The organism is Pedococcus sp. P2_A3, from assembly GCF_056405035.1.
Genome location: NZ_JBFUCW010000019.1, coordinates 39,998 through 66,385 on the forward strand (window position 1 = coordinate 39,998; position 26,388 = coordinate 66,385).

At 70.9% G+C, this 26,388-nt stretch carries 25 protein-coding genes; 4 read left to right on the forward strand and 21 right to left on the reverse strand.

What is annotated here, in order from left to right; all coding sequences use genetic code 11:
- Window positions 1-50: 50 nt before the first annotated feature.
- Window positions 51-554: a TetR/AcrR family transcriptional regulator gene (locus AC1DX8_RS15305; RefSeq protein WP_477630795.1), complete on the reverse strand. Its 504-nt coding sequence runs from the start codon at window positions 552-554 to the stop codon at window positions 51-53.
- On the reverse strand, window positions 551-991 hold the full coding sequence (locus AC1DX8_RS15310; protein WP_477630796.1) for an SRPBCC family protein: 441 nt from the start codon (window positions 989-991) through the stop codon (window positions 551-553). Before AC1DX8_RS15310 ends, AC1DX8_RS15305 begins: the two co-directional genes overlap by 4 nt.
- A 139-nt stretch (window positions 992-1,130) precedes the next feature.
- Between AC1DX8_RS15310 and AC1DX8_RS15315 the strand changes: the two genes are divergently transcribed.
- A complete protein-coding gene (locus AC1DX8_RS15315) occupies window positions 1,131-3,107 on the forward strand; it encodes a thioredoxin domain-containing protein (protein WP_477630797.1) in 1,977 nt (658 codons plus the stop codon).
- On the opposite strand, the gene AC1DX8_RS15320 is transcribed toward AC1DX8_RS15315, so the two are convergent.
- From AC1DX8_RS15320 to AC1DX8_RS15335, 4 genes are all read right to left on the reverse strand, one after another.
- Window positions 3,085-3,705 (reverse strand): histone deacetylase, encoded by a 621-nt coding sequence (locus AC1DX8_RS15320; protein ID WP_477630798.1) that lies wholly within the window; start codon window positions 3,703-3,705, stop codon window positions 3,085-3,087. The genes AC1DX8_RS15315 and AC1DX8_RS15320 overlap by 23 nt on opposite strands.
- Before the next feature lie 113 nt (window positions 3,706-3,818).
- Complete coding sequence (locus AC1DX8_RS15325; RefSeq protein ID WP_477630799.1) at window positions 3,819-4,613, reverse strand: FAD:protein FMN transferase; 795 nt, start codon at window positions 4,611-4,613, stop codon at window positions 3,819-3,821.
- Entirely contained in the window at window positions 4,610-5,128 is a 519-nt protein-coding gene (locus tag AC1DX8_RS15330; protein ID WP_477630800.1) for an FMN-binding protein, read from the reverse strand. Before AC1DX8_RS15330 ends, AC1DX8_RS15325 begins: the two co-directional genes overlap by 4 nt.
- 9 nt (window positions 5,129-5,137) lie before the next feature.
- On the reverse strand, window positions 5,138-6,571 hold the full coding sequence (locus tag AC1DX8_RS15335) for a ferredoxin reductase family protein (RefSeq protein WP_477630801.1): 1,434 nt from the start codon (window positions 6,569-6,571) through the stop codon (window positions 5,138-5,140).
- Between the two features lie 211 nt (window positions 6,572-6,782).
- Here AC1DX8_RS15335 and AC1DX8_RS15340 point away from each other — a divergent pair, with 211 nt between their 5' ends.
- The gene (locus AC1DX8_RS15340) at window positions 6,783-9,791 is read left to right on the forward strand and encodes an Ig-like domain repeat protein (RefSeq protein WP_477630802.1); all 3,009 of its coding nucleotides are present in this window, start codon (window positions 6,783-6,785) and stop codon (window positions 9,789-9,791) included.
- 112 nt (window positions 9,792-9,903) lie between these two features.
- Here the strand turns inward: AC1DX8_RS15340 and AC1DX8_RS15345 are convergent, their stop codons facing one another.
- From AC1DX8_RS15345 to AC1DX8_RS15355, 3 genes are read right to left on the reverse strand one after another with little or no spacing between them, the layout of a single operon-like run.
- Window positions 9,904-10,653, reverse strand: a complete 750-nt coding sequence (locus AC1DX8_RS15345; protein WP_477630844.1) for a TSUP family transporter — start codon at window positions 10,651-10,653, stop codon at window positions 9,904-9,906.
- A gap of 33 nt (window positions 10,654-10,686) precedes the next feature.
- Window positions 10,687-11,457: an HAD family hydrolase gene (locus tag AC1DX8_RS15350; RefSeq protein WP_477630803.1), complete on the reverse strand. Its 771-nt coding sequence runs from the start codon at window positions 11,455-11,457 to the stop codon at window positions 10,687-10,689.
- Window positions 11,457-13,241 carry a proline--tRNA ligase gene (locus AC1DX8_RS15355; protein ID WP_477630804.1) on the reverse strand — a complete coding sequence of 595 codons (1,785 nt, stop codon included), beginning with the start codon at window positions 13,239-13,241 and terminating at the stop codon, window positions 11,457-11,459. The genes AC1DX8_RS15350 and AC1DX8_RS15355 overlap by 1 nt, the downstream gene beginning before the upstream one ends.
- Window positions 13,242-13,392: 151 nt before the next feature.
- Between AC1DX8_RS15355 and AC1DX8_RS15360 the strand changes: the two genes are divergently transcribed.
- Window positions 13,393-14,004, forward strand: coding sequence for a pyridoxamine 5'-phosphate oxidase family protein (locus AC1DX8_RS15360; protein WP_477630805.1), 612 nt, complete (start codon window positions 13,393-13,395; stop codon window positions 14,002-14,004).
- 6 nt (window positions 14,005-14,010) lie between these two features.
- Here the strand turns inward: AC1DX8_RS15360 and AC1DX8_RS15365 are convergent, their stop codons facing one another.
- From AC1DX8_RS15365 to AC1DX8_RS15375, 3 genes are read right to left on the reverse strand one after another with little or no spacing between them, the layout of a single operon-like run.
- Window positions 14,011-14,415 (reverse strand): DoxX family protein, encoded by a 405-nt coding sequence (locus AC1DX8_RS15365; RefSeq protein ID WP_477630806.1) that lies wholly within the window; start codon window positions 14,413-14,415, stop codon window positions 14,011-14,013.
- Window positions 14,416-14,427: 12 nt separating this feature from the next.
- Entirely contained in the window at window positions 14,428-14,667 is a 240-nt protein-coding gene (locus AC1DX8_RS15370; RefSeq protein ID WP_477630807.1) for a hypothetical protein, read from the reverse strand.
- Between the two features lie 24 nt (window positions 14,668-14,691).
- Window positions 14,692-15,537: a GNAT family N-acetyltransferase gene (locus tag AC1DX8_RS15375; RefSeq protein ID WP_477630808.1), complete on the reverse strand. Its 846-nt coding sequence runs from the start codon at window positions 15,535-15,537 to the stop codon at window positions 14,692-14,694.
- Between the two features lie 231 nt (window positions 15,538-15,768).
- Here AC1DX8_RS15375 and AC1DX8_RS15380 point away from each other — a divergent pair, with 231 nt between their 5' ends.
- Window positions 15,769-17,139, forward strand: a complete 1,371-nt coding sequence (locus AC1DX8_RS15380; RefSeq protein ID WP_477630809.1) for an esterase-like activity of phytase family protein — start codon at window positions 15,769-15,771, stop codon at window positions 17,137-17,139.
- 54 nt (window positions 17,140-17,193) lie between these two features.
- Here AC1DX8_RS15380 and ispG read toward each other — a convergent pair whose 3' ends face one another.
- The 9 genes from ispG to speB form a co-directional block, all read right to left on the reverse strand.
- A complete protein-coding gene (gene ispG / locus AC1DX8_RS15385; protein WP_345502107.1) occupies window positions 17,194-18,354 on the reverse strand; it encodes a flavodoxin-dependent (E)-4-hydroxy-3-methylbut-2-enyl-diphosphate synthase in 1,161 nt (386 codons plus the stop codon).
- Window positions 18,355-18,406: 52 nt separating this feature from the next.
- On the reverse strand, window positions 18,407-19,762 hold the full coding sequence (locus AC1DX8_RS15390; RefSeq protein ID WP_477630810.1) for a M50 family metallopeptidase: 1,356 nt from the start codon (window positions 19,760-19,762) through the stop codon (window positions 18,407-18,409).
- The gene (gene dxr / locus AC1DX8_RS15395; protein WP_477630811.1) at window positions 19,759-21,030 is read right to left on the reverse strand and encodes a 1-deoxy-D-xylulose-5-phosphate reductoisomerase; all 1,272 of its coding nucleotides are present in this window, start codon (window positions 21,028-21,030) and stop codon (window positions 19,759-19,761) included. The genes AC1DX8_RS15390 and dxr overlap by 4 nt, the downstream gene beginning before the upstream one ends.
- Window positions 21,027-21,680 (reverse strand): Pr6Pr family membrane protein, encoded by a 654-nt coding sequence (locus AC1DX8_RS15400; RefSeq protein WP_477630812.1) that lies wholly within the window; start codon window positions 21,678-21,680, stop codon window positions 21,027-21,029. Before AC1DX8_RS15400 ends, dxr begins: the two co-directional genes overlap by 4 nt.
- Window positions 21,681-21,700: 20 nt before the next feature.
- The gene (locus AC1DX8_RS15405; protein WP_477630813.1) at window positions 21,701-22,057 is read right to left on the reverse strand and encodes a barstar family protein; all 357 of its coding nucleotides are present in this window, start codon (window positions 22,055-22,057) and stop codon (window positions 21,701-21,703) included.
- Window positions 22,054-22,533, reverse strand: a complete 480-nt coding sequence (locus AC1DX8_RS15410; protein WP_477630814.1) for a guanyl-specific ribonuclease — start codon at window positions 22,531-22,533, stop codon at window positions 22,054-22,056. The genes AC1DX8_RS15405 and AC1DX8_RS15410 overlap by 4 nt, the downstream gene beginning before the upstream one ends.
- Window positions 22,534-22,593: 60 nt before the next feature.
- Window positions 22,594-23,688: a DnaB-like helicase C-terminal domain-containing protein gene (locus AC1DX8_RS15415; RefSeq protein WP_477630815.1), complete on the reverse strand. Its 1,095-nt coding sequence runs from the start codon at window positions 23,686-23,688 to the stop codon at window positions 22,594-22,596.
- A gap of 105 nt (window positions 23,689-23,793) precedes the next feature.
- Window positions 23,794-25,254, reverse strand: coding sequence for an NAD-dependent succinate-semialdehyde dehydrogenase (locus AC1DX8_RS15420; protein WP_477630816.1), 1,461 nt, complete (start codon window positions 25,252-25,254; stop codon window positions 23,794-23,796).
- Window positions 25,254-26,381: an agmatinase gene (speB, locus tag AC1DX8_RS15425; protein WP_477630817.1), complete on the reverse strand. Its 1,128-nt coding sequence runs from the start codon at window positions 26,379-26,381 to the stop codon at window positions 25,254-25,256. Before speB ends, AC1DX8_RS15420 begins: the two co-directional genes overlap by 1 nt.
- Between the last annotated feature and the right edge of the window lie 7 nt (window positions 26,382-26,388).

Here is a 26,388-nt window from a genome sequence, read left to right on the forward strand (position 1 = left end):
CAGCGACCGACACCCACTGGCGCATCGCGGCATACACCCGCCCGCTGAGGTCAGCCGTCGCCGGTCCGGTCGAACGCCGCCACCAACGCGTCCCAGGCAGCCGGCACGTCAGCACCGTCCGGGAAGCGGTTGGCCAGCTCGAGGTCGACCAGCCCGTGGGCTGCGGCCCACAGGGCTCGGGCCCGGTCCACGTCCCCGCCGCACAGGGTCACGAGGCGTGCCGACGCGGCCGTCTCCACGCCGTCCCCGAGCCGGTCCCGGTGCAGTGGCTTCCTGGTCGTCAGCTCGTACAGTCGTGGATGGGCCAGCGCCCACCGACGGTAGGCGCGGGCCAGGGCGCGGAGGTCGCGGGCCGGTTGCAGGGCGGCGGCCAGCTGGGTCAGTGCCCTCTCCTGGAGCTCGGCCTCGATGCGCTCCTTCCCGTCGACGTGCTTGTACAAGGACGGTGCCTGGATGCCCAGCTCCCCCGCCAGGCGACGCATCGACAGGGCGTCCGGGCCCTCGTCCTCCAGCAACCGCTGGGCGGCGTCGACGATCTCCGCCACCCGGCTCATGCGGTGGCGCCTGCCACCACTTGACGCCGAAGGCCGTCGTTCATGGCCTCGAAACCGGCCCTGGTGCGGGCCAGCATGGAGCCGGCGAGCGGAACGAGGATGCCGCTGAAGTCCTCCGACTGGGTCAGACGCGTGCCCCGCTCGCCAAGGGGCTCCAGGGCGAACGTGTGCCGGCCGTCGAACAGGCCCTTGACCCCCAGGGTGCCGAGCCACTGCACGCGGCGGCCGCTCTCGACCTGGGTGACCGTGGGCTTGAAGGTCATGGCGCGGCTGCCGGGCGGCGCGATCCTGACCCGGAGCCGCTGGCCGGTGGCGAGCTCGCCGGACAGCTCCGTGATGAACGGGTTCCAGGCGGGGTAGGCCGCGGTGTCGACGAGGACAGCCCACACCTCCTCCGGGGCGGCTGGGATGTCGATGACGGTCGTGATGGTCTTCATGGCTTCTCCTCGGGCTGAGGCTAACGGCGTTAGCCTCAGGGTTCGATGATCGGCTAACGGCGTTAGCCTGTCAAGACGTCGCCAGCTCGCCGTCCCTCCCATTCGCCGTCAGTGGGACTCGTGAGCGAGAGTGGGACGCATGTCCAACCGCCTGGCCGCGTCCACCTCCCCGTACCTGCTGCAGCACCGGGACAACCCGGTGGACTGGCAGGAGTGGGGGCCGGAAGCGTTCGCCGAGGCCCGCGAGCGTGACGTCCCGGTCCTCCTGAGCGTCGGGTATGCCGCGTGCCACTGGTGCCACGTCATGGCGCACGAGTCGTTCGAGGACGAGGACGTGGCGCGAGCCCTGAACGCGGACTTCGTGGCGGTGAAGGTGGACCGAGAGGAGCGGCCCGACATCGACGCGGTGTACATGGCTGCCACGACCGCGCTCACCGGACACGGCGGCTGGCCCATGACCTGCCTCCTGACGCCTGACGGCGACCCGTTCTTCGCGGGGACCTACTTCCCCAAGGGTCAGTTCCTCCAGCTCCTGGCCGGGGCCAACGAGGTCTGGACCACGCAGCGGGAGCGCGTCCTCGACAGCGGCGCGCACATCGCCGCACGGCTGCGTGAGCTGTCGGCACCGGCGACCGGTCACCCGCTCGACGCCACCGCTCTCGACACCGCCGTGGTGCAGCTGCGCGCCCAGTTCGACCACGCCGCAGCAGGATTCGGTGGTGCGCCGAAGTTCCCGCCGTCGATGGTGCTCGAGTTCCTGCTGCGCCACCACGCGCGGACCGGGTCGGCCGACGCCCTCGCCATGGCCGCGAGCACCTGCGAGGCGATGGCGCGGGGCGGCATCTACGACCAGCTCGGCGGCGGCTTCGCTCGCTACTCCGTCGACGCCCGCTGGGTCGTTCCCCACTTCGAGAAGATGCTCTACGACAACGCCCAGCTGCTCCGCGTCCACACCCACCTCCACCGTGCGACCGGCGACGCCCTGGCTCGACGGGTCGCCCTCGAGACGGCCGAGTTCCTCCTGCGCGACCTCCGCACGCCCGAGGGCGGGTTCGCCTCGGCCCTCGACGCCGACACCGACGGCGTGGAGGGCCTGACCTACGCGTGGACGCCCGCCCAGCTCGTCGAGGTGCTCGGCGAGGACGACGGTCGTCGTGCCGCAGCGCTGCTGTCCGTCACGGAGGCAGGCACCTTCGAGCACGGCTCGTCCACGCTCCAGCTGCTCAGCGACCCCGACGACTCCTCGTGGTGGACCGCCGTGCGCGCCCGACTGCTCGACGCGCGGCTGCAACGGCCGCAGCCGGGCTGTGACGACAAGGTCGTCACGTCGTGGAACGGGCTGGCKATCGCCGCCCTCGCCGACGCGGGCACCCTGTTCGCCCGGGCGGAGCTCGTCGAGGCGGCGGTGCGCTGCGCCGACCTCGTCGTCGGCACGCACCTCGTGGACGGCCGGCTGCGCCGCGCCTCGCGGCACGGCGTCGTCGGGTCGGCCGCAGGTGTCGCCGACGACTACGGCAACCTCGCCGAGGGCCTGCTCGCGCTCCACCAGGCCACCGGCGACGCACGCTGGCTCGCGACCGCAGCTGACCTCCTCACCACTGCCGTCGAGCGGTTCGGCGCCGAGGACGGCGGTTTCCACGACACCAGCGACGATGCCGAGGCCCTCTTCGCCCGCCCCCGGAGCTCCGCCGACAACGCCGAGCCGTCGGGTCAGTCGGCGCTCGCCGGCGCGCTGCTCACCTGCGCGGCCCTGACCGGCGACCCGTCGATGCGCGAGCGGGCCGAGGCCGCACTCGCGGCGTCGGGACAGCTCGCGGCCCGCGACCCACGGTTCGGCGGCTGGGCGCTGGCCGTCGCCGAAGCGGCCCTCGCCGGCCCGCTGCAGGTCGCGCTGGTCGGCAGTGGAGCCGAGGCGCAGGCGCTCGTGACGGCGGCCCGGCAGTCGAGCTCCCCCGGGCTGGTCCTGGTGCACGGCGAGCCCGATGCGCCGGGGATCCCGCTACTGGCCCAACGACCCCTGGTCGGCGGCCACGCGGCGGCATACGTGTGTCGGGGTTTTGTCTGCGACGCACCGGTGACGGACGTCGCCGCACTCACCGCGGCGTTGCGCCGCTGACCAAGGCGGCGAGGCGGGCGCGGTCCCAGCCCGGGCCGACGCCCGGACGGGCAGCGAGATAGTCGACGATGTCGTCGTCGGGCAGCTGGTGCGCCTCGCGCAGCCCTGAGACGAGCAATGCCAGGTAGGCAGCCACCGGGGAGTTCCGTTGCAGGACAGTCGGATCCGGCGTGGTGAAAGTCAGCACGGGCAAGCCCTCGAGCTCTCCTACGAGGTGGAGCGCCTCGTAGTGCCCGGGCCCGAGGTCGTGTCGCGAATGAGCCAGGACGTGGGTGAGGTCGAGGTCCTCCCCCGGCAGCTCGCGCCGCTCCTGGGCCGCCACGTCAGCGAACTGCTGCTCGCTGACGAGGTAGGCACGCGCCAGCGTCGGACCCGGGGAGTCCGCGTCGTAGAAGGCGATCCCGCCGCCCCACGTCGGCGACTCCCAGGCGAAGAACAGCTCACCGGGGAGCGTCAGCGCACGGTCGTCCGCGGGCGGGGTCCGGTCTCGCGCGCCGGGGTAGATGCGACTGGCCCCTTCGGGTCGACCGCCGCCCAGGTAGTGCAGAAAGCGGTGGCGCGCCAGGTTGCTGCCATAGCTCGCGTACCAGACCTGCACGCGTCCACTGTCCCAGACCCCCGCCCGCCCCGGGTCTTTGAGCGATCCGACGGACCAGGACCCGTCGGATCACTCAAAGACCCGGGGGGCAGGGGCAGCAGTCCGGTGCCGGTTCAGAGCACGAGGGAGCGGTATGCCGGGTCGGCGCCCTCCAGCGTGGCCGTGCCCACCTCCGGGTCGACGAAGAGTGCGGTCGCCCAGACGTCGGCCCAGAGCAGGGTCGGGCCCCACACCGTGGCCGAGCCCTCGCGACGGATGGGTAGGCCAGTGCGGGGGTCCACCACGTGGGCACCGCGCGCGGCGGCGCCGGACGTGGCGAGGCCACCCTGACGCAGGGGCACGGTGACGGCCACACTCCCCGGCGCGCGGGGATCCTCCACTCCGATCAGCCAGGTGCTCGGAGCCGAGCCTCGGCCGGCTCCCGCCAGGAGGTCACCGCCGGCGTTGACGCACCAGGAGACTCCGGGGACGTGCCGCAGGTGCAGCGCGGCTCGCTCGACCGCCCACCCCTTCACCAGACCCGTGGGGTCGTGGTGGGCCCCGTCGAAGGAGGCGCTGAATAGCCCGTGGGTGCGGACCTCCGCGTCAGCGCAGAGCTGCTCCACCTCGGCGAGCCACGGGTGGACGTGGGCTGCCGACAGGTCACCGCGGCGCAGCCGCATCAGCTCGCTGTCCTCGCGCCAGGTGCTGAACACGGCATCGACGCGGTGGAGCACGCCCCACACCTGCTCGACCGCTGTCAGCAGCTCGGGTCGGTCGACCTCGCCGCGCACGTGCACCGACACCGGCAGGCCCATCACCTGTTCGACGAAGGCCCGCCGCGGTGCTTCCTCGGACGCGACGCCCGACGAGTTGCCGGTGACACCGGTCCCAGCCCGGTGGTCGACGGCGCGGGTGGCGGCGCTCACAGGTGGGCCTGGTCGATCGCGGACTGCAGCGACGTGAGGTACCCCTCGGACGTCACCGTCGCCCCGGAGACCATGTCGATGTTGGCGCTCTGGGCGGCCACGGCTTCCTGGCTGAGCACCGGCAGGGCGAACGAGTTGATCTGCTCGTCCTCCTGGTTGCCGTTGGGGTAGACGACCGCGTCGGAGGCGGTGATCTTGCCGTTCACCACCGTGATCCGCACCTGCACCGGGCCCCAGCGCGTCTGCACCGTGTCGCCGTCGTAGGTCTTGCTCGCCGTGCTGCCGGTCGTGCCCGAGTTGGCGCCAGAGCTGGTGCCGGAACTCGTGCCGGAACTCGTGCCGGAGTCGGTCGTGCCCGAGCTGCTCGTCCCGGCGCCGGCACCTGCGGCTGCCGGCGCCTGCACCGAGGTGCCCGCAGCGAGCGTGGTCCCCGAGCCGGCGGTCGACGTGTGGTAGCTGAACAACAGCACGAGGGTGGTCAGGGTGGACAGCGCCCACAGGGTGATGCGTCGCATGGGGGCTCCTCAGTACTCGAACCGCTCGAGGTGGACATGGGTCGGGGGGACGCCGCAGGCGATGGCGGCGCGGCGGGCGGCATCCATCCAGGCGGGCGCACCGCAGAGGAAGACGTCGCGCTCCGCGACGTCGGGCACCAGCTGCGAGAGCGCGGCGGCATCGGTCAGGTGCGCCGCGCTGGCCGGCAGCCACGTGTCCCGGCCGGGGACGCGGTGACCCTCGACAGTGACGTAGCGCGCACCGCGGGCGGTGGCGAGGTCGACGAGCTCCCGCCCGAGGACGAGCTGCTCGCGGGTGCTGGCGCGGTGGACCACCACGACGTCGCCGGGGTCCTGGTCCAGCTCCTCCAGCAGGGCGCGCAGCGGGGTGATGCCGATCCCGGCACCCATGAGCAGCACCTTGCGACGGGTGCGGACGCCGGCGTGGAGCCGGCCGTACGGGCCCTCGACGAGCACCCTGGTGCCAGGTCGCAGGTCGGCGAGCCGACGGGTGCCGTCCCCGACGTGGGCGGCTGTCACCCTGAGGTGCCGGCCGTCCGGGGCGGCCGAGAGCGAGTAGGGGTTGGCCCTCGTCCAGCCCGGCCCGTCGACGAACCGCCACTGGAAGAACTGCCCCGCGGCGGGGCGCAGGGCTGCCACGCCGGGCCCGCCGACGACGACCGACGTGACGCCGGGTGCCTCCTCGTGGACCGCGACGACGCGCAGGGGCGAGCGCAGGGAGCGCACCAGGGGCACGCCGAGACGGAACACGAGCACCGAGGCAGCACACCCGGCATACAGGCCCCACCAGAAGACGGTCGAGGCAGTGGAGGCCAGGAACTCGTGACCGGTCCACAGCTGGTGCGGCAGGGCCAGGCCGGCGCCGAGGTAGCCGTAGAGGTGGATGAGGTGCCACGACTCGTACCGCAGCCGGCGGCGGGCCTTGCGGACCGAGGTGACGACCACCAGGCACAGCGCCACCGTGCCGGCGACGGCCAGCAGCATGCCGGGGTAGTTGAGGACGAAGTCGACGATCGTGCCCCACAACCCCAGCGGTGAGGCCGCGGCATACCCGAGGGTGATCAGCACGATGTGCGCCCAGAGCAGGTTGAACGACGTGAAGCCGACCAGGCGGTGGGTGCGCGCCAGCTCGTCCTGCCCCCACGCCTGCTCGAACCACGGGATGCGGGCCATGAGGAACACCTGGACGAGCAGGAGCGCCGAGGCGACCAGGCCGGTGAGCCGACCCGTGCTCGTCAGGGCGCCGGACACCGAGCCGAGGTCCTGGACCCCACCGTGGGCGACCCACAGGGCCGTGACCCACAGCAGCACGAGCCAGAAGGCGGACACCGAGGCGTCACGCCACCAGGCGGGGACGCGTCGCGCGGCGAGGCGTCGCCGGGCGCCGGACGGGGGCGGGGCCGCGGAGGTCATCGTGGCTGGCGGCAGGTCGATCGTGGTCACAGGGAAAACTGTGCGGCCGGAGTCTGGGTGTTTGCTGTGGACCAGCCATGACTGGGTGCTGAACCGCCCCGCCAGCCGGGTCACCCGGACGGAGCGAGCCCCTAGTCCCTTCGGGTCGAGGACTCCCGGAGGTCCCTGACCTGCGCAGTTGTCGCCGTTACGTTCGGCGCGGCCGGTCCACTTGGACCACCTTCACGCTGAAAGGTCCTCGATGCCCCGTTCGTCCATCCGTTCCCTGCCCGGACTGCGACCAAGGGGTCTCGCCCGACGCGCGACGGCCGTGCTCGCCGTCACCGCGACCGCCCTCACGGCGGCGGTGGCCCTCACGGCGACAGCCGCCTCGGCCACCCCGGTGACGACCACGCTCTTCGAGGAGTCCTTCACCGGGGCGACGACGACGGTGCCGAGCTGGGTCATGCCCACCGGGTCCACCGGCAACGCCGCCTGCCTCACCGCAGGCACCGACTCGTCCCAGCAACCCATCCCCGGGTGCAACGGGTCGTGGATGTACCAGCCCGATGAGGCTGGCCAGGGCGTCCTGCGACTCACCACCCCGGACTACTCCCAGGTCGGCGCGGCCTTCTACGACGCAGGGCTCCCGTCGGCCAAGGGCATCGACGTGAGCTTCGACAGCTACCAGTGGTACTACGGCGGCGTCATCCCCGCCGACGGCATCTCGTTCGTCCTCGCGGCCACCGACCCGACCAACCCTTCGGCGCCCGCCTCCGCCGGTGCGCCCGGCGCCGGTCTCGGCTACGCCCCCACCAGCGGCATGCCAGGTGTCCCGAACGGCTACCTCGGCTTCGGTCTCGACGTCGTCGGCAACTTCGCCGCCACGAACTTCGGCTACGACGGCACGTGCCCCAGCACCGGTGCACAGAGCCAGAGCCTCGTCGTCCGGGGCCCCGGCAACGGCACCAACGGCTACTGCCTCCTGAGCGCGACAGCGAGCAACGGCCCCCTCGACCAGCCATGGCAGTTCGACCGCCCCGTCGCCGTGCCCGTGGAGATCGTCCTCAACCCGGAGGACCACGACGTCGTCTCCAGCGGCGGCGTCACGGTGCCGGCGCGCAGCTGGCTGGCAGCGTGGACCCCCTACGGCGCCGACAAGCAAACCGCCTCCGGCGACCTCCCCACCGCGGACGACCTGGCGACCGCCGGCATTCCCGCCGAGTGGTTCGACCCCACCACGAACCTCCCCTACCAGCTGTCCTTCGGCTGGGCGGGCAGCACGGGAGCCGGGTACTCGTTCCACGCGGTCAGCAACGTGCGCGCCACGACCCTGACCGGGCAGCTGCCGGTCTACCAGCTCGCCGTCTCCGACAGCGCTGACGGCTCCTTCACCTCGGGCCGGTCGGGGGCCGTCACCGTGACGCCCTCGCTCGCCGCGAGCGGCGGTGACGAGTCTCGCGCTGCCACGGTCACCACCACGCTGCCTGACGGCCTCGTGCCCACCACCCCCGTGACCACCGACTACGACTGCACGACGGTCGGACAGGTCGTGTCGTGCACCACCACAGCCGCCTCGTATGCCGCCGGCTCCGTGCTGCCGACCGTCACCATCCCGGTCACCGTGGGTGGTGCGCCACTCGGCGCCCAGGCGGTCACCGCCAAGGTGAGCTCCACCGACGGCAACCCCGCGACGGCGCGGCATGACGTCTTCGTGCGGACCGACCAGGCGATCACCTTCGCTCCCCTGACCAGCCCTGCCGCGGTCTCGGGCCACCAGCAGCTCGTGACCACCGGTGGCGGCTCGACCGCGCCCGTCACCTTCGCCGTCGGCAGCGCCACGACGAACGCCGCATGYAGCATCCAGGACGACGTGCTGACCTTCGACCACGTCGGCACCTGCGTCGTCACGGCCGACCAGGCGGGCGACGCCGAGCACAACGCCGCACCGCAGGTGGCGCAGTCCGTCACGGTCGAGCTGAACGCGACCACCACGTCGCTGGCGCTGAGCTCGTCGGTCACGGTCTACGGTCAGCCCGTCTCGGCCACCGCCACCGTGGGTGGCAGCACCGCGGGCACCGTCCAGTTCAGTGTGGACGGCCAGCCGGTCGGCGACGCCGTGCCGCTGTCGGACGACGGCACCGCCTCCTCCGGGCTGCTCACCGCTACCGGAGGTGCCGTGCTCGCACCCGGCGCACACCCGGTGTCCGCCGTCTTCACCCCGACCTCGACGACCACGCACGCCAGCTCGGTCAGCACCCCACAGACGGTGACGGTGTCGCAGGCCGCGACGACGACCACCGTCACGGTCGGGCCCTCCAACCTCACCGCCCACGTGGGCGTGACGGCTCCGGGCGCGGGCTCACCCACGGGCACGATCGGGTTCACGGTCGACGGCACCCCCGTCGGCTCGGCGCCCGTGGTCGACGGTGTGGCCACGCTGGCCTACGCCACGCCCGCTGACCAGTCCCGTCAGGTCGCGGCGACCTACCCAGGCTCCACGGACTTCCTCGCCTCGTCGGGTTCGAGTGCCCGGACCAACCCGGTCATCACGGCGCGGCTCAGCTCGCCATCGACGAGGTCGACGTACGGCTGGTACCGGTCGCCGGTCACCGTGTCCTTCAGCTGTGCTGCGGGGAGTGCGCCGCTCGTGGGCACCTGCCCGGCCCCGGTCACGCTCTCGGGCAACGGTGCCAGCCAGGGTGTGACGCGGACCGTCACCACGACCGACGGTGGCGTTGCCACCGTCGCCCTCGGGGGCATCAACATCGACCTCGTGGTCCCGGTGGTCAGGCTCACCGGTGTCACGAGTGGTGCCCGCTACTTCGCCTCCTCGCCGTCGGTGAAGTGCGTGGGTGCGGACACGCTCTCCGGCCTGGCCTCGTGCTCGGTGCGCAAGCAGCGCTCGGGCGAGGTCGAGACGATCACGGCCAGCGCCGTGGACAAGGCCGGCAACACGGCCACCACGCGGGTCCAGGTCAGGGTCGTCTCGATGATGATCCAGGGAGCGCCGTACGCCAACGGCGTCTACACGCTGCGCAAGGGTCGGACCTACACCGTCCTCGTGCTCTCGACGACGCGACCGCGCTACGTCGATGCGGCGTTGTGCCCCAGGACCCCGCACGGTCTCGACCACTACTTCACGAAGGTCGGCACCAACCGGTGGGCGATCGGCGTGACGATGGATCGCGGCATGCGGACCGGGTACTGGAACCTCGGGGTCAAGATCGGGTCGACGACCCGGTCGATCAAGGCCTACGTGAAGCCCTGATCGCGGGTCGGGAACGGGCCGTCACCCACCGGGTGGCGGCCTGTTCCCCTGTCCGGTGTGGGCGGCTCGACGCGTGGTCGGCGGCAGCCCTCGATCCCGCCTCGGCTCGACCTCAGTGCCAGAAGCCGAGCACGGAACCGCCGATCCTGACGATGAACGCCGCCAGCACGACGACGAACACCACCCGCACGAACCTGCTCCCCCGGGCCACCGCGGTCCGCGCCCCGACATAGCCGCCGGCGATGTTGGCGACCGCCATCACCAGCCCGATCTTCCACATCACGTGGCCACCGGGGACGAAGACCGTGAGCGCGCCCAGGTTGGTGGCGAAGTTCGCGATCTTGGCCTTGGCGCTGGCCTCCAGGAACGCGTAGCCCATCAGCCCGACCAGCGCGAAGACGAGGAACGAGCCGGTGCCCGGACCGAGCGCCCCGTCGTACACCCCGATGACGAAGCCGGTCAGCATCGCCACCCCGGTGTGCCGGTGTCCGTCGAAGCGCAACGCCGTCTCGTGGCCGAGCGAGGGCCTGGCCACGGTGTAGGCACCCACGACGACGAGCATGACGAGGATGACCGGGTTGAAGGCGCTCTTCGGGATGTGCAGGCCGAGCAGGGCGCCGCCGACCGCACCGAGGTAGGCGACTGCCGCCATCGGCAGCGCGGTGCGCAGGTCGGGGCGGACCCTGCGCCAGTAGGTGATCGAGCTCGTCGTCGTGCCGAAGATCGACGCCACCTTGTTGGTCGCCAGGAGCTGGGCCGGGGACGCGCCCGGGAAGCCCAGCAGGAGCGCCGGCAGCTGGACCAGTCCCCCGCCGCCCACCACCGCGTCGACCCACCCTGCCCCGAAACCCGCGAGGGCCATGAGGAGGAGCGTGATCAGGTCGAGGTCGGGCACCTACCTGCCCAACCAGCCGTCGACGATCCCGAGGATGTCGAGCAGCTCGTGGGCCTGCGCGTCGGGCGTGACGTCGACCGGGACCACCTGCGCGGCGGGGAGGTCGCTGTGCGGCACCCAGATGGCCCGCATGCCCACCTGCTGGGGACCGTGGACGTCCTCGTACAGCCGGTCACCGACGTAGACCGCCTCACCCGGCTGCACGCCGACCGCCGCGCACGCCGCGAGGAACGCCTCCGGATGGGGCTTCACGACGTGGAGCTCCGAGGAGTACACGTCGCCGTCGACGAGGTCGAGGACGCCGTCGCGCTGGAACACCTCGCGGTGGTACTCGCGGCTCCAGATCGTGTTCGACAGCACGCCCACCTTGAGCCCTCGGTCGTGCAGCCCCTCCCAGAGCGGGCGCACCTGCGGGTCGGTGTGGGTGTGCGGCTCCCAGAACCGTCGGTATGCCGCGAGCGCCAGCAGGTGCCGGTCGTGGTCCGGGTCGACGCCGGCGTCCTCGAGGATCGCCTCGATCGACGCGCTCTCGTGCGTCTGCCGACCGCGCGACCAGGCCCGCTCCTCGGCAGCGTGGATCCGCACCGCCAGCGAGTCGGCCTCCGCGAGGTCGTCGGGCGACATCGCGGGGTCGTCCACGGGGAGCCCGTGCACCTCACGGGCGAAGACCCGCCACTGCTGCGGGAGGTCGACGTCGTGCCACGGGGTGAGCGTGCCACCCCAGTCGAAGATGACCGCCCGCAGTGGGGCCGTCGAGGATGCTCCGCTCATCAGGACGCGCTGCCCCGCACCTCGCGGATGACCTCGCTGACGACGTCGTCGGCGGCGACCTCTCGACGTTCACCGGTGGCGCGGTCCTTGATCTCGACGATCCCCTTCTCGAGAGACTTGCCCACCACGACGATCGTCGGGACGCCGATCAGCTCGGAGTCCTTGAACTTCACGCCGGGGCTGACCTTCTGGCGGTCGTCATAGAGCACCGACAGGCCTGCGGCCTCGAGGGCGCGGGTGATCTCCTCGGACTTCGTGAAGACCTCGGGGTCGCGGGTGACGTCCTTGCCGGTGGCGACCACGTGCACGTCGACCGGGCTGATCTCGCGGGGCCAGCGCAGCCCGAGCTCGTCGTGGTTGCCCTCCGCGACGCAGGCCACCGCGCGCGAGACCCCCACGCCGTAGGAGCCCATGATCACCGTCTGCAGCTTGCCGTTCTGGTCGAGCACCTTGAGGTCGAGCGCCTCGGCGTACTTGGTGCCGAGCTGGAAGATGTGTCCCATCTCGATCCCCCGGGCCGACTCGAGCGCGTGCCCGCAGCTCGGGCAGGCGTCGCCGGGACGCACGTCGGCGGCCTCGATCGTGCCGTCGGCGGTGAAGTCGCGACCCGCCACGAGGTCGATCACGTGCTTGCCGGCCTCGTTCGCGCCGGTCACCCAGCGGGTGCCCTCGACGACCCGCGGGTCGAGGAGGTAGCGGACCTTCGACACGGACTCCGAGCCGAGCGACTCCGGGCCGATGTAGCCCTTGACCAAGGCGGGGTTGGCCGCGAAGTCCTTCTCCTCGAAGGCCTCGACCGCGGCGGGTTCGACCTGCGCCCCGAGGCGCTTCTCGTCGATCTCGCGGTCGCCGGGCACCCCGATCGCCAGCGGCTCTCGGGTGCCGTCGGGGTGGACGAGCACGACGAGGACGTTCTTGAGCGTGTCACCCGCCGCCCACGGCCGGTCCTCGCGCGGGAAGTGCGCGTTGAGGTGGGCGACGAGGGTGTCGATCGTGGGGGTGTCGGGAGTGGACTCTGCGTGCGCAGCCGGCACGTCGGCATACGGAAGGGGGTCGGGGACGGGGACACGCACGGCCTCGACGTTCGCGGCATAGCCGCAGTTCGGGCAGTGGACGTAGGTGTCCTCGCCGTTCTCCGCGGTGGCGAGGAACTCCTCGGACTTGCTGCCACCCATCGCCCCGGCCATCGCCTGGACGATGACGTAGTGGAACCCGAGCCGGTCGAAGATGCGGATGTAGGCGTCGCGGTGCAGCTGGTAGGCCTTGTCGAGCCCAGCGGCGTCGACGTCGAAGGAGTAGGAGTCCTTCATGACGAACTCACGACCGCGCAGCACCCCGGCGCGCGGACGCGCTTCGTCGCGGTACTTCGTCTGGATCTGGTAGATCGCCAGGGGCAGGTCCTTGTAGGACGAGAACATGTCCTTCACCGCGAGGGTGAACATCTCCTCGTGGGTCGGCCCCAGCAGGTAGTCGGCCCCCTTGCGGTCCTGCAGGCGGAAGATGTTGCTGCCGTACTCCGTCCAGCGACCGCTCGCCTCGAACGGCTCCTTGGGCAGCAGCGCCGGGAACAGCAGCTCCTGGGCGCCGATCTCGTCCATCTCCTCGCGCACGATCGTCTCGACCTTGCGCAGCACCCGCAGACCCAGCGGCAGCCACGTGTAGATGCCGGGGCTGACCCGCCGGATGTAGCCGGCGCGGACGAGCAACCGGTGGCTCGGCACCTCGGCATCGGCCGGGTCCTCGCGAAGGGTTCGCAGGAACAGGGTCGACATGCGCAGGGCCACGGGGCACTCCTCGGTTGGCGGACAACCCCCAGAGGATATCCGTCGGTATGCTGGGTGCTCACCACGGTTTCCCCGTGCCTCGCGATCCGGGTCGTGGGGGTGAGCACGCGCCAGGGAGCGTGGCGGCCCACCCGACTGCGAGAATCGGGGCATGACGCGCATCGAGACCGTCGACCAGCTGGTGGAACTGCTCGGGGAGCCGCTCCCCCGCGTCCGCGACAAGGCGCGTCCCGCGCTGCACGAGCTCGACCGCGACTGGCTGGCCGCCTCGCCGTTCTGCCTGGTCGCCACCTCGGACGAGCAGGGGCGGTGTGATGTCTCCCCCAAGGGCGACCCGGCCGGCTTCGTGAAGGTGCTGGACGACACCACGATCGCGATCCCCGAGCGGCTCGGCAACAAGCGGGCCGATGGCTACCAGAACGTCCTGTCGAACCCCCACGTCGGGCTGCTCTTCCTCATCCCGGGCCGGGGCGACACCCTGCGGGTCAACGGCCGGGCGCACCTCGTGTCGGACGCTCCATGGTTCGACGCCATGGTGGTGCAGGGGCACCGCCCGGTGCTCGCCCTGGTCGTCGAGATCGACGAGGTGTTCGGGCACTGCGCCAAGGCGTTCATGCGCAGCAAGCTGTGGCACCCCGAGACCTGGGACCCCCTGGCCGTGGGCTCACGCCCCGAGATCGCCAAGGCCCTCGAGCGACCCGAGGACTCCATCGAGGAGCTCGAGCGCTACTACGGCGAGCAGTACTCCACCGGCCTCTACTGAGCAGCCCTACCGGCCGCGACCGGCGGCCCTGAGCGCGGTGCGGATCAGGGGCAGCTGGAGCGGGAGGCGCGCCACCGTGCCGGCGAACGCGGCCTGCGCCGACGGCGTGCCCTTGCGCTGCGCCCGCTTGCCGTAGTTGGCGCTCATCTGGAGGTTCCCGGGCAGGATCGCGACCAGGAGCGCGGCACTGGCCCACCCGGCATACCGACGGGTGCGGGGGTGCAGCAGCCCGGCCGCGCAGACGAGCTCGGCGACTCCGGAGGCGTAGATCAGCTCACGGCGTCGCGGCAGGGCGTTCGGGACCAGCGGCTCGAAGACCTCGGGCTTGACCAGGTGGGTCGTGCCGGAGGTGATGAACAGACCGGCGAGGCCGAGGATGTCCTTGGTCAGGGGGGCGACGGTGCGGGGCATGGCGCCATCCTGTCAGTCGGTCCGGTGCTCCCTGAGGTACGCCCGCCGGGCCCGCACGGCGAACGTCGAGGAGAGGCCGCCGACGACGAGCAGCACGACGCCGATCCACAGCCAGGTGCGTCCGGCGGGGTCACGTCCGGGGATCGCCACGAGGAAGACCCCGAACGCGAACAGCGACAGGGTCAGCCAGACCAGGGCGTTGCCGGCTGCGGGAGTGTCCGGTCGGGGCTCGGACTCGAGGGCCGGATCCATCAGCGGTCTCTCACCATGAGGCAGTCAGAGGAGCACGGTCGAGAAGGTGCCGACGTCCTCGAACCCGACCCTGGCGTAGGTCGCCCGAGCGCTCTCGTTGAAGTCGTTGACGTACAACGTGACCCAGCGGGCGCGGGTCTCCATGACCTGCTCCACCACCGAGGCCATGAGCGGCACCGCCAGCCCGTGGCCGCGCAGGTGCGGCGCGAGCCAGACCCCTTGGAGCTGGGCACAGCCCAGGGCAACCGACCCCACGTCGGCCTTGAAGATCACCGCGCCGTCCTCGATCGCGACGAAGGTGTGGCCGCGGTCGATGAGGGACAGCAGCGCGGAACGGTAGGCCGCGCCGGAACCGGTGTAGGGCGGGTAGCCGATCTCGCCCTCGAACATGTGGGCCGCAGCCGGCATGACGAGGTCCACCTCGGCCTCGGTGGCGGGCCTGACCCGCGGGTCGAGCTCGATACCGAGGGCTGACGGCCGGTCCATCGTGCTCATCAACGGCTGGCGGGCCCGCACCRCTCGGGCGGGGCCCCAGGCTGGTTCGAGGTGGCGCCACAGCTCGGTCACCTGGTCGGAAGGCCCGAGGATGGAGGCGCAATGCCGACGCCAGCGCCGCACGCGGTCGGCGAAGTAGCTGATCGTCAGGTCGTCTGCCTCGACCGGGACGAGGTTGGCGCTCGACCAGCACAACGACTCGAGGGTGCCACCGACCTTGTGGCCGAGCACGGTGCCCGGCTGGGTGCTGAGCACGCCTTCGAGGAGTCGGGCGGCGACGAACACGTTGGCCGGCAGGTTTTGCGCGCACACCTCCAACGCGGCGTCGCGGTCCGAGGGCGACAGCGCGTGGACCGGGTTTCGAGTGCGCAGCACCGTTCCAGCCTATTGCCCGCTGCCGACGCGCGCCGCAGAACGCCGCTACCGGTCGTCCTGGGGTCCACAGCTGTGGTCGAGGCGCCGACACAGTCGGACCCGCTAGAGGACGACGGGACAGTGCCGGCGACGAGATCGTCGAAGGTGCCGCCACGCGCGTGGCTACGCGCCCCGCTCGTGCGACAGCACCAGTCACAGCACCCAAACCCCCAGATCACGAAGGAGACCACCATGACCACCCACGACCGGCCCCTGGCCGGCTCCCACCCCGCCCGCAGCACGTCCGCGTGGACCCGCGCGGCAGGTTGCGCTGCCGCTGGGGCACTCTGTGCCGCAGCCCTCGCCTCATCACCCAGCAGCGCGACTCCCGGCACCTCGAGCCCCACGGGCGTCGACCCGGACCCGTCGACAGCGGCGGCGCAGGCGCGTCTCGTCGGGCGCTCGTCGCTCCCTGCGGAGACCTACCGCACCGGCACCGAGCCCTCCGGGCACTTCCAGACGGGAGCGACGGCGGTGGCCCGGCCGTACCCCGCCCAACCGGTGCAGGGCTTCTCGGCGATGCACCGCAACGCCGACGGCAGCTACCTCGTGATGACCGACAACGGCTACGGGCAGAAGGGCAACAGCCAGGACTTCGACCTCGTCGTCAACCGCATCCGACCCGACACCACCACAGGGACGACGGCCTATATCGGGCTGCAGTTCGTCCTCAGCGACCCTGACCACCACGTCGACTGGACGATCTGGCGTGACGGCGGTTGCGCTGCCGCCTCGACCCTGCCTGCCGGCTACACGTGTCCCACGCCGGACCGGGTGCTGACGGGCTGGGACTTCGACCCGGAGTCCATGCAGGTCGCCCCGGACGGGACCTTCTGGTTCGGCGACGAGTTCGGACCGTTCCTCCTCCACGCCGACGCCGGGGGTCGACTCCTGGAGGCGCCCGTGCCGACCCCAGGGGTGAAGGCCCCGCAGAACCCGACCCTCGCCGTCGGCGAGCAGCCAAACCTCGCGTCCTCACGCGGGTTCGAAGGGATGGCGATGGCCCCTGACGGCCAGCGGCTCTACCCGATGCTCGAGGGGTCGCTCGCCGAGGACAGAGCCGCAGGGCTGGGTTCCGACCTGCGCATCTTCGAGGTCAAGGTCAACCACGGCCTCGGAGCGCAGTTCACCGGCACCTTCTGGCGCTACCGCCTCGAGAGTCCCGGGGACTCGATCGGTGATGCCATCGCCCTGAACGACCACGAGCTGCTCGTCGTCGAGCGCGACGCCGGGGCGGGGCCGACCGCACGCTTCAAGGCCGTCTTCACCGTGGACCTCAAGGACCGCGACCACGACGGGTATGCCGACAAGCGGCTCCTCGTGAACCTGCTGGCCGTGCCGGACCCGGGCAACGTCGGCAAGCTGGGCGCGTTCTTCCCGTTCCCCTTCGAGACCATCGAGGACCTCGCCGTGGTCGACGACCACACCATCGCCGTGATGAACGACAACAACTTCCCCAACACCGGCGGCCGATCGGCAACCGTTCCCGACCCGAACGAGTACATCGAGGTCACCCTGGACCAGCCGTTGGGCGTCGACCCGCGGTTGCTCCCGCAGGGGTGAGCCAGGGGCCAGGTCACTCTCGGGTCCGTGGGTGGGGGCGGACCCGAGAGCCGGTCAGCCGACGGTGACCGACGGGGCTCCGGCGCTCTCCTCGTCGACGGGCTCGCCCATCTCCTCGGCGATGCGCATGGCCTCCTCGATGAGGGTCTCCACGATCTGGCTCTCGGGGACGGTCTTGATGACCTCTCCCTTGACGAAGATCTGACCCTTGCCGTTGCCGGACGCCACTCCGAGGTCAGCCTCGCGAGCCTCGCCCGGTCCGTTCACCACGCAGCCCATCACGGCCACGCGGAGCGGCACGGTCATGCCCTCCAGCCCGGCGGTGACCTCGTCGGCGAGCTTGTACACGTCGACCTGCGCGCGCCCACAGGAGGGGCACGACACGATCTCCAGCTTGCGCGGCTTCAGGTTCAGCGACTGGAGGATCTGGTTGCCGACCTTGACCTCCTCGACCGGCGGCGCCGAGAGCGACACGCGGATCGTGTCGCCGATGCCCTTGGAGAGCAGCGCACCGAAGGCAGTGGCCGACTTGATCGTGCCCTGGAAGGCCGGACCCGCCTCGGTGACGCCGAGGTGCAGAGGCCAGTCACCCCGCTCGGACAGCATCTCGTAGGCCTTGACCATGACGACGGGGTCGTTGTGCTTGACCGAGATCTTGAAGTCGTGGAAGTCGTGCTCCTCGAAGAGCGAGGCCTCCCACACCGCAGACTCCACGAGCGCCTCGGCGGTGGCCTTGCCGTACTTCTCGAGGAGCCTGGGGTCGAGCGAACCGGCGTTGACGCCGATCCTGATCGAGACGCCGGCGTCCTTGGCCGCAGCGGCGATCTGCTTGACCTGGTCGTCGAACTTCCGGATGTTGCCCGGGTTGACCCGCACCGCGGCGCAGCCGGCGTCGATCGCGGCGAAGACGTACTTCGGCTGGAAGTGGATGTCGGCGATGACCGGGATCTGCGACTTGCGGGCGATGGCGGGCAGCGCGTCCGCGTCGTCTTGGCTCGGGCAGGCGACGCGGACGATGTCGCAGCCCGACGCAGTCAGCTCGGCGATCTGTTGCAGTGTCGCGTTGATGTCCGTGGTCGGGGTCGTGCACATCGACTGCACGGAGATGGGGGCGTCACCGCCGACCTCGACCTTGCCGACCTTGATCTTGCGCGTCTTGCGCCGGGGCGCGAGAACGGGCGGGGGCAGGGCCGGCATACCGAGTCCAACAGTCATGGTTGAAGTATCTCCCAGGGGGATGGTGGCGCGGACGCCGGCTGTGGCCGGGTCAGCCGACCTTGACGGGCTTGACGACGTCGGCGTACATCAGCAGGAGGGACATCACGATGAGCACCGACGACACGGCATACGCGACCGGGAGGGCCTTGGCGACGTCGACGTGACCGGGGTCCGGACGCTTGAGCAGGCGGGCCGTCGTGCGCTTGAGGCCCTCCCACAGCGCGCCAGCGACGTGACCGCCGTCCAGGGGCAGCAACGGGATCAGGTTGAAGACGAACAGCGCGATGTTGAGCCCGGCGACCAGGTTGACCAGGATCGCGATCTTCGCGGCCGTGTCGAGACCGTCGATCGACCCCGACGAGATCTCGCCGGCCATCCGTCCGACCCCGACCACGGAGACCGGCCCGTTGGGATCGCGAGCCTCCGAGCCGAAAGCCGCCTGGGCGACGTCTGTCATCCGTTGCGGGATGTGCAGCAACACTCCGGCGATGTGCTTCACCTGGTCGCCCAGGATGCCCGGCACGACCGCGACGGACTGCCGTTCCAGCGCAGTGACCGGTGCCGACGAGACACCGACGAAGCCAGCGTCCATGACGACGGGCTCCCCGTCGGCGTTGACCAGGGGCGTGCCGTCAGGGCCGACCTGCTGGACGGTGTTGCGGATGGGCGTGACCTGCAGCGTCTGCTCGGCGCCGTCACGCAGCACGACGATCGGGACCGTCTGCCCGACGCGAGGCCGGATCAGCTTGCCCACGTCGACAGTGCGCTTGATCGGCTCACCGGCGACCGACACGATCTTGTCGCCGGGCTTGATCCCGGCGAGGAAGGCTGGCGTCTTCTGGTCCGACGGAGCACAGGTGGTCTTGGAGGCGGCTTGGCTGGCCGGCACGACGCACTCGCTGACCGAGGCGACGACGGCGCCGTCCTTGACCTCCTGCTGGCCGTAGAGCGTCACGAGGCCCGTGAGCAGGACGACCGCGACGACGAGGTTCATGACGGGGCCACCCATCATGACGATGACCTTCTTGGGCACGGACAGCTTGTAGAACACCCGGTCCTCGTCGCCGGGCTTGATCTCCTCGAGGCTCAGCTGTCGGGCCTCGTCGGCGAGCTGGCTGAACCGTCCGGTGCTGGAGACGCGGATCGTGCCCTCGGCGTCGCCAGGCCGTGGGGGGAACATGCCGATCATCCGGATGTAGCCGCCGAGCGGGATGGCCTTGATGCCGTACTCGGTCTCACCACGGCGCGTGGACCACACGGTGGGGCCGAAGCCGACCATGTACTGCGTCACCTTGACGCCGAACTTCTTGGCCGGGACGAGGTGTCCGATCTCGTGCAGGCCGATGGACAGGCCGACCCCCAGGACCACGAACAGCACGCCGAGCACGTAGAGCAGCACGGTCATCGGTGCATCGCCCCCTCGGTGTCCGACAGCGGTGTCGCGGTCATCCGTCCAGTCTGCAAAGCCAGCACCTTCCGTGCCTCGTCGCGTGCCCACGCATCGGCGCGCATCACGTCCTCAACGGACAGTGTCCCTGATTCGATCCCCGTGCCGCTGCCGGACGCGTGATCCTCCACCACCCGGGCGACCGTGTCGACGATCTCGACGAAGCCCAGGTGTCCGTCATGGAAGGCATCGACGGCGACCTCGTTGGCCGCGTTGTACACGGCCGGGAACGTGCCACCGGCCTCCCCCACCTGGCGCGCGAGCCGCACGGCCGGGAACGCCTCGTCGTCGAGCGGCTCGAAGTCCCACGACTGAGCCCGCGTCCAGTCGACCGGCACGTCGACGTCGGCGAGCCGCTCCGGCCACGACAGCCCCAGCGCGATGGGCACGAGCATCCGCGGCGGTCCGGCCTGCGCGATCGTCGACCCGTCGACGAACTCCACCATCGAGTGGATGATCTGCTGCGGGTGCACGACGACGTCGATCCGGTCGAACGGGATGTCGAAGAGCAGGTGTGCCTCGATCACCTCCAGCCCCTTGTTGACCAAGGTCGCCGAGTTGGTCGTGATCACTCTCCCCATGGAGAAGTTCGGGTGCGCCAGTGCCTCGGCCGGCGTGACGTCACGCAACGACTCACGGCTGCGTCCGCGGAACGGTCCGCCGCTCGCGGTGACGACCAGCCGCCGCACCTCCGACGCACGACCGCCACGCAGCGACTGCGCGATGGCCGAGTGCTCGGAGTCGACCGGCACGATCTGGTCGGGGCGAGCCGCCGCCTTGACCAGCGGACCGCCCACGATGAGCGACTCCTTGTTCGCGAGCGCGAGCGTGGAACCCTCCGCGAGTGCCGCCAGGGTGGGCCGGAGCCCGATCGCGCCGGTGATCCCGTTGAGCACGACATCGGCACCGCACGCCGCTGCCGCGACGGCAGCGTCGTCGCCGACCACGACCTGGGGTCGGTATGCCGCGCGGCCGGCCCGCGCGGCATACGCTCCGATCGCCTCGGCGACCTGCTCGTGAGTGCCGCGGGCGACCGCCACGAGGTCGACCTCGAAGGCGACGGCCTGCTCGGCGACGAGCGCGAGGTTCGAGCCGGCGGACAGGGCGACCACCCGGAAGCGGTCCGGGTTGCGCGAGATGACGTCCAGGGCCTGGGTGCCGATGGAGCCGGTGGAGCCGAGGACGGCAACGGTGCGCGGGGAGGTCACTGCCCCATTGTCGCTCATGCAGCGGGTGGTGACCGTCGTGCCAGTGCTCGGTCGGCCGCCACGAAGGCCAGGCCGACGATCCCGAAGAGGACAGCGACCCCCGCAAGGTTGAGGAGGACCTGTCCCCACCCGAGCGCGTCCACGTCGATGATTGGATACGGCCAGAAGTGCACGAGCGCGCCCCGGACCAGCGTGTAGGCGCCCCAGAGGAGGGGCCACAGCAGGCTCGGCAGCACCTCGGCGCGGGTGGACTGCCGACGGGGACCCACGGCCACCCAGGCCGTCACGAACAGGAGCGGGACGACCACGTGCAGCAGCTTGTCGACGACGTAGCTGCTGCCGGAGAGATCGAGGATCGGCCGCAACAGGAACCAGTGCACGACGCCGGCCACGGTGATGCCGACCACCGTGGCCAGGTGCACGACGCGCCAGACGCGCCCGTCCTGGGCTGGGTCACGGGCCAGCACGGCCGAGACGACGATCACCAGGAGGTTGGACAGGATCGTGAAGTAGGAGATGAACTCGACCAACCGGGTGCCGAGGGACTTCGCTGCCGTCTCGTCGAGCACCGCGGCCCCGTTGACGACCAGGACGAGCTGCCAGACCACGGCGACGGTGGCCACGACCGCGACGAGTCCGTGGACGGCCCGGGGCGTGGTGGGCTTCACGGGCTCACGGTAACGAAGGGTCACCGGTCGAGCACGGTGACCAGGAAGCCCTCGTGGTCGACGCTGACCTCGTCGAGGACGCTGGCGATGTCCTCGTAGCCCTGGGGGTGGCTGCGCCGCAGCCGTGCCACGCCATCCCAGACGAGGTGGCGTGGACCGCCGTCCTCCCCCGGCACCTCCGCGTAGTCGTGCAGGCAGTCAGCGAGCGCGTCGAGGTTGCGACCGAACCAGTCGGGGAAGTCGAGCACCTCGGCGAACAGGTCGATGCTCTCCGCCTTGGTCGAGCCGGCAGGCACCACCGAGACCTCACCCCCCATCCTCCGCGCCTCGCGCACGACGTCGGCGATGGACACCTCCGGACCCAGGACACGGATCACGGGCCACCTCCCTCGAGGACGCTGGACACGATGACACTGAAGGTCGTGTAGTGGTCAGGGGTCCAGTAGCGCTCGCCTCCGTTGCCGACGATGATCCGCCTGGCTCCGCGGTCGCCCTCCCCGGGAGTGGGCACGGTGTACTCGTGGTAGTAGCCGCCGGCCTTGCGGGGCAGCAGGCGCTCGCGGTTCTGGAAGACCGCCCCGTCCCGGGCGTACGGGTACGGGCCGCCCGCCGAGATCAGCCGGAGGGTCTGACGCGCCTGCGTGGGGAGGTCGGCCTCCGCCACCGGGGGCAGACCGCTGGTGTCCCTCGGGCCGGGGACGGCTGCCGAGCGGGACGAGGCGGGTGAGCCGCCACCCTGCTGGCCGAGCGGACCCACCGAGCCCTGGCCGACCCACCACCACACCAGCAAGACGGCCGCGACGCCGAGCACGACCAGCGCCACCCGGGCGGTCCTGCGCTGGTCAGCGGGCATGGGGTCGACCCTAGGGGTGGCTTCCGGACCCCGCACCCGGCAGCGGTTCCAGCCTTGCGGCTAGTTCTGGAAGACGCGCTCCTCGATCAGCTRCTCCTCCACGACGCGCCCCTCGGGCTCGAACCGACCCTGCTCGAACCGCTTCTGGAACTCCAGCTCGAGGTGGTCGGCGCCATTGCGGTTCTTCTCGATCGACATGACGACCCAGTGACGGAACCGCTCGGCGTTGCCGAGGTGGTAGACCAGGTGGTGCTTGGCGACGATGTCGTACTTGTCGTTGAGGATCAGCACGACGTCGGCCTCGTAGGCCAGGGCGGACGAGCCGCGCAGGTCGTTCACCCTCATCCGGCGGCCGGCGACCAGGCTGGACTTGTCGGCGGCGACGATTGCGACCACCGGCACGCCCAGCTCGAGCGACATGTCCTTGAGGCGTTCGACGACGACCGAGATGCGGTCCTCCTCGTTCGTCACCCCCGGCACGGGCACCTTCTGGAGGTAGTCCACGAGCACCAGGGGTGGGCGGCCGTCGGACTCGACGACCTCGGCGACCGCGGCGCGGATCGCGTCGATCGTGGTGTGCATGCCGCTGGAGGTGTGCACGTGCAACCGCTGCGAGTAGCCCTCGAGCGCCTCGACCGCCTCGGCACCACCCACACTGTCGGCGAAGCGCTCACGCATGGAACGCGCGCGACTGTGCCTGGCCTCGAACCCGGCGCGGATCTTGGCCAGTCCGACGCCCTCGATGCCCTTGATGGCCCCCGCCTCGATCGCGATGAGCCGCTCGAGGATGCTGTGGGCGTCGTGCTCGTAGGTGAAGAGCACCGCGCTGCGGTTGGCGGCGACCGTGTTGCGCAGCATCTGCAGGGCCATCGCCGTCTTGCCCAGCCCCTGCGGTCCGCCGATGAGCACCAGCTCGCCGGAACGGAAACCACCGGTCAGGGCGAGGTCGAGCGCTTCGAACCCGGTCGGCCACACCCGGGCACCCGCCGTCTCGCCCAGGCGGAGCTTCTCGTCGGTCTCCACGAGGACGTCGCTCAGGGAGCGCAGCCGGCCGACGTTGCGCGAGTGCGAGGCGAAGTCGGGCGTGGTGTCGGACGCGGGGGCAGACGACGAGCTGTCCGCGACCGAGAGGACGGGGGCCGGGTCCGTGGTCATGTGACCGATTCAACAACCCCACGGCCCCCAGTGGGGGGGTTTGACGTGGTTCGCATCCAAAAGGATGACCAATTGTTGGCCGTTACGGGGCAATTCCGACATAGGTCACGGAGCAATGCCGACATACGTGGTCTCGAGGTACTCCTCGATCCCCTCGAACCCACCCTCCCGGCCGAAGCCGGAGGCCTTGACGCCGCCGAACGGCGCCGCCGGGTTGGAGATGATGCCCTGGTTGATCCCGATCATCCCGTACTCGAGCGCCTCGCTGACCCGGATGACCCGGCTGAGGTCGTTGGTGAACACGTAGGACGCCAGGCCGTACTCGGTGCTGTTCGCCTTGGTGATCGCGTCGGCCTCCGTGCGGAAGGTCGTGATCGGTGCGACCGGCCCGAAGATCTCCTCGCTCATCACGCGAGCCGTCATCGGCACCCCGCTGATCACCGTGGGTTCGAAGAAGTAGCCGCGTCCCTTCACCTGGCCCCCGCCGGTGAGGACCGTGCCACCCTTGGCCTTCGCGTCCTCGACGAGCTCCGTCACCCCGTCGCGGGCCTTGGCGTCGATGAGGGGTCCGACGTCGACCCCCTTCTTGGTGCCCTTGCCGAGGGTGAGCCCAGCCATCCTGGCCGCAAACTTCTTCGCGAACTGGTCGGCGACGCTCTCGTGCACGAAGAACCGGTTGGCCGCCGTGCAGGCCTCCCCGATGTTGCGCATCTTGGCCAGCATCGCGCCCTCGACGGCTCGGTCGAGGTCGGCATCCTCGAAGACGATGAATGGGGCGTTGCCACCGAGCTCCATCGACACCCGAAGCAGCTGCTCGGCCGACTGCTCGATGAGCTTGCGACCGATCCCGGTCGACCCGGTGAAGGTCAGCTTGCGCAGCCGCGGGTCGCGGATCAGCGGCTCCATGACGTCGCCGGTGTGGGAGGTGGTGACGACGTTCAGCACCCCGGCCGGCAGGCCGCACTCACGCAGCAGCTCCGCCAGGGCGAGCATCGTCAGCGGGGTCTGGCTGGCCGGCTTGACCACCATCGTGCAGCCGGCGGCGATCGCCGGGCCGATCTTGCGCGTCCCCATCGCCAGCGGGAAGTTCCACGGGGTGATCATCAGCGTGGGCCCGACCGGCTTCTTCATCGTCAGCAGCCGGGTCGCGCCGTTGGGTGCGGTGGACCACCGACCGTGGATGCGCACTGCCTCCTCGGAGAACCACCGGAAGAACTCCGCGCCGTACGTCACCTCGCCGCGCGACTCCGCCAGGGTCTTGCCCATCTCCAGCGTCATGAGCGTGGCGAAGTCCTCGGCCCGCTCGGTGATCCGCTCGAAGGCCGCCCGCAGGATCTCGCCGCGGTCACGTGGCGCGGTGGCCGCCCACTCCGCCTGCGCTGCCGCGGCCGCATCGAGGGCGGCCTTGCCGTCCGCGACGCTCGCGTCGGCCACGTGGGTGAGGGTGCTCCCGGTCGAGGGGTCCTCGACGGCGAGGGTGGCGCCCCCGGTGGCGTCACGCCACGCTCCGCCGATGAACAGGCCCTTGGGGACCGAGTCGATGAGGGACTTCTGCGTGGTGGCCATCAGCCCTGTTCCTCCGGTGCGTGCTCGGGTGGGTGCGTGTGCGACTGGTCGTCGCTCTGGTCGTGCGTCTGGTGGGTGTGCTGGTGCGGGATGTGGCCCTGCGGGATGGCACCGTTGCGACCCGACAGGAGGGGCTGGGACGGGTCCCAGCTCGTGCCGTCACGCTCGTCCTGCCGCTTGCGGGCGATCGCCGAAAGAGCCTCGAGGACAACGCGGTTCGCGAGCGCTGCGGTGATGTCAGCGTGGTCGTAGGGGGGACTCACCTCGACGACGTCGACGCCGACGACGGGCAGCTCCAGGCAGATCCGGCGGACGGCGTCGAGCAGCTGTCGGGCAGACAGGCCGCCCGGCTCCGGGGTGCCTGTGCCGGGGGCGTGCCCCGGGTCGCAGACGTCGATGTCCACGGAGAGGAAGACACCCTCGCACTCGTCGGTGGCGATGGAGAACGCCTCGGTCAGCACCTCGTCGAGGCCGCGGTGCACAATCTCGGTCATCTCGAACGATCGCATCTGCTGTCCGGCCATCCAGTCCAGCGTCTCCGGCGGCGGCCAGTAGCCGCGCAGGCCGATCTGGAGGAACCGGTCTCCGCGCAGCGCCCCCGACTCGATGAGCCGACGCATCGGCTGGCCGTGTCCCCACAGCGAGCCGAACTCGATGTCACCGGTGTCGGCGTGGGCATCGAAGTGGATCATCGAGACGCGTCCGTGCCCGAGCACGTTGGCAACCCCCTTGGCGTCCGGGAAGGCGATCGAGTGGTCACCTCCGAGCACCACCGGTATGGCGCCCGCGCGCGTGACGCGCTCGACCGCCGCCTCGAGCTTGGGTAGGGAGCGCTCGATGTCGCCGGAGTACATCTCGACGTCACCCGCGTCGACGACCCTGAGGTCGACGAGGCCGTCGGTGCGCAACGCCAGCGAGGGGCGCGACCCGTCGTGGGGCAGGTAGTCCGTCATCCGGATCGCCTGGGGCCCGAAGCGGGTGCCGGGACGGTGCGAGGTGCCGCCGTCGAACGGTGCGCCGAGGATCACGACGTCAGCATCGCCATACGTGGCTTCGTCGTCGAGGTCGCAGCGGTCGACTCCGAGGAAGGTGAAGTCCGGGCCGTACTGCTGGCCGTATCTCGTCATGGCACCA

Coding starts and splice junctions, on each gene's coding strand:
- ispG (WP_345502107.1), bottom strand. CDS start 18,354: ATGACTGTTGGACTCGGTATGCCGGCCCTGCCCCCGCCCGTTCTCGCG.
- AC1DX8_RS15365 (WP_477630806.1), bottom strand. CDS start 14,415: ATGCCCCGCACCGTCGCCCCCCTGACCAAGGACATCCTCGGCCTCGCC.
- speB (WP_477630817.1), bottom strand. CDS start 26,381: ATGACGAGATACGGCCAGCAGTACGGCCCGGACTTCACCTTCCTCGGA.
- AC1DX8_RS15305 (WP_477630795.1), bottom strand. CDS start 554: ATGAGCCGGGTGGCGGAGATCGTCGACGCCGCCCAGCGGTTGCTGGAG.
- AC1DX8_RS15345 (WP_477630844.1), bottom strand. CDS start 10,653: ATGGCCCTCGCGGGTTTCGGGGCAGGGTGGGTCGACGCGGTGGTGGGC.
- AC1DX8_RS15310 (WP_477630796.1), bottom strand. CDS start 991: ATGAAGACCATCACGACCGTCATCGACATCCCAGCCGCCCCGGAGGAG.
- AC1DX8_RS15380 (WP_477630809.1), top strand. CDS start 15,769: ATGACCACCCACGACCGGCCCCTGGCCGGCTCCCACCCCGCCCGCAGC.
- AC1DX8_RS15410 (WP_477630814.1), bottom strand. CDS start 22,533: ATGCCCGCTGACCAGCGCAGGACCGCCCGGGTGGCGCTGGTCGTGCTC.
- AC1DX8_RS15350 (WP_477630803.1), bottom strand. CDS start 11,457: ATGAGCGGAGCATCCTCGACGGCCCCACTGCGGGCGGTCATCTTCGAC.
- AC1DX8_RS15420 (WP_477630816.1), bottom strand. CDS start 25,254: ATGGCCACCACGCAGAAGTCCCTCATCGACTCGGTCCCCAAGGGCCTG.
- AC1DX8_RS15370 (WP_477630807.1), bottom strand. CDS start 14,667: ATGGATCCGGCCCTCGAGTCCGAGCCCCGACCGGACACTCCCGCAGCC.
- AC1DX8_RS15330 (WP_477630800.1), bottom strand. CDS start 5,128: ATGCGACGCATCACCCTGTGGGCGCTGTCCACCCTGACCACCCTCGTG.
- AC1DX8_RS15360 (WP_477630805.1), top strand. CDS start 13,393: ATGACGCGCATCGAGACCGTCGACCAGCTGGTGGAACTGCTCGGGGAG.
- AC1DX8_RS15390 (WP_477630810.1), bottom strand. CDS start 19,762: ATGACCGTGCTGCTCTACGTGCTCGGCGTGCTGTTCGTGGTCCTGGGG.
- dxr (WP_477630811.1), bottom strand. CDS start 21,030: ATGAGCGACAATGGGGCAGTGACCTCCCCGCGCACCGTTGCCGTCCTC.